This is a genomic window from Mesorhizobium sp. M7A.F.Ca.MR.362.00.0.0 (genome assembly GCF_004023175.1).
Classification (GTDB): domain Bacteria; phylum Pseudomonadota; class Alphaproteobacteria; order Rhizobiales; family Rhizobiaceae; genus Mesorhizobium.
Map to the genome: position 1 here is coordinate 1 of NZ_RZTF01000715.1, position 1519 is coordinate 1519.

Here is a 1519-nt window from a genome sequence, read left to right on the forward strand (position 1 = left end):
CTGCCAATCTCCCCCCTTGAGGGGGAGATGTCCGGCAGGACAGAGGGGGGCGCCAGGGAACGAGGCGCTCATTGGTAGCCCGCATCAAACCTGCGTCTCCAGAAACTCGTCCTCATAAGGAAAGCGCGACAGCAGCTCCGTGCCCGTCTCGGTGATCAGGATCTCGTCCTCCAGCTTGACGCCCTCGCGGCCGCCCTTTTCGCCGATATAGCTTTCGACGCTCACCACCATGCCTGGCACGATATGGCCGTCGCGGCCATAGGTCTCGTAATCCATGGCATGCGCGATGAACGGCGTTTCGCCATGCATGCCGACGCCGTGCATGACCGAGGTGTAGCGCTGGTCGACAAAACGGTCGGGGATTTTCCACGCCTTCTCGGCAATCTCGCGGAACGCCATGCCGGGTTTGACGATCGAAATGTTGTGCTGAACCTGGTCGTGCGCCATGCGGTAGAGCGACTTCTGGTAAGGCGTCGGCTTGCCCGGCCCGCAGCGGAAGGTGCGCGAGAAATCCGAATAATAGCCGTAGCAGCCGATCGTGTCGGTATCGAGCGCCAAGAGTTCGCCGGGCCGGATCTTGCGGCCGCTGGCCTCGTTGAACCACGGATTGGTACGCTGGCCCGATGTCAGCAGCCGCGTCTCGATGAACTCGCCGCCCTGGCGGATGACCTCGCCATACATGATGGCGAACAGGTCGTTTTCGGAGACGCCGGGCTTGATCGCCTCGCGCACCGCATAGACGGCGGCCTCGGCGCCGGCCATCGACACCTGCAGGCATTTGACTTCCTCGGGCGTCTTGACCGCGCGCACCGCCAGGATCTCGCCCTGGCAGTCGCGAACCTCGCAGCCGCGCTTTTCAAGCGCCAGCGCCTGCAGATGGCTGCAGCGGTCGAGGCCGAGCTTCATCGAGCCACCGCCATGCTGCTTCAGAAGCTCGGCGATCTCGTCGGCGAAGGGACCGGCGGTCTCGTCGTCGCGACCCGACACCGACGACCAGACCAGCTTGGAAGGCCGCGCCTCGTCGATCGTGTCGAGCACCATCGAGACATGATAGCTCTGCGGATATTCGAACAGCACGATCGGCCCTTCGGTCGGGATGAAGAAATAGCGGGTCGAGTTGCGCAGGAAATAGCCGAACATGTTGCGCGAACCGGTGGCGTAGCGCTGGTTGTAGGGATCGAACAACACGACGCCGCCATAGCCGGCCTCGCGCATCCAGCCGCGCAGCTTGGCCAGCCGGCCCTTGCGCAGGGCATCGGCATCGATGAAGGACGGCTCGGTGTCCGACAGCCACATGCCGCCGGCCGGATCGGCCGCCGCCGGATGGCGCATGCGGTCCTTGAAGTCGACGTCCTCAGTGCTGTCGGGGTCGAAAACGACGATGCTCATGGGTTCGGCCTTGGCTGGGTTGCGAGGTCGGAGCATGGCGCAGGAGGGGCGGGAGGATTGTGCGGAAAACCGCGTCTGTTGTGCGGGATGCCGCTGGCTAATCGGTACGTCGCGATCCTTCCCGCCCCCC

The 1519-nt window shown here is 64.3% G+C and carries 1 protein-coding gene; it reads right to left on the reverse strand.

Annotation, left to right across the window (positions count from 1 at the left end; all coding sequences use genetic code 11):
- Positions 1–84 precede the first annotated feature (84 nt).
- The gene (locus EOC06_RS37070) at positions 85–1389 is read right to left on the reverse strand and encodes a Xaa-Pro peptidase family protein (RefSeq protein WP_127269723.1); all 1305 of its coding nucleotides are present in this window, start codon (positions 1387–1389) and stop codon (positions 85–87) included.
- Positions 1390–1519 lie beyond the last annotated feature (130 nt).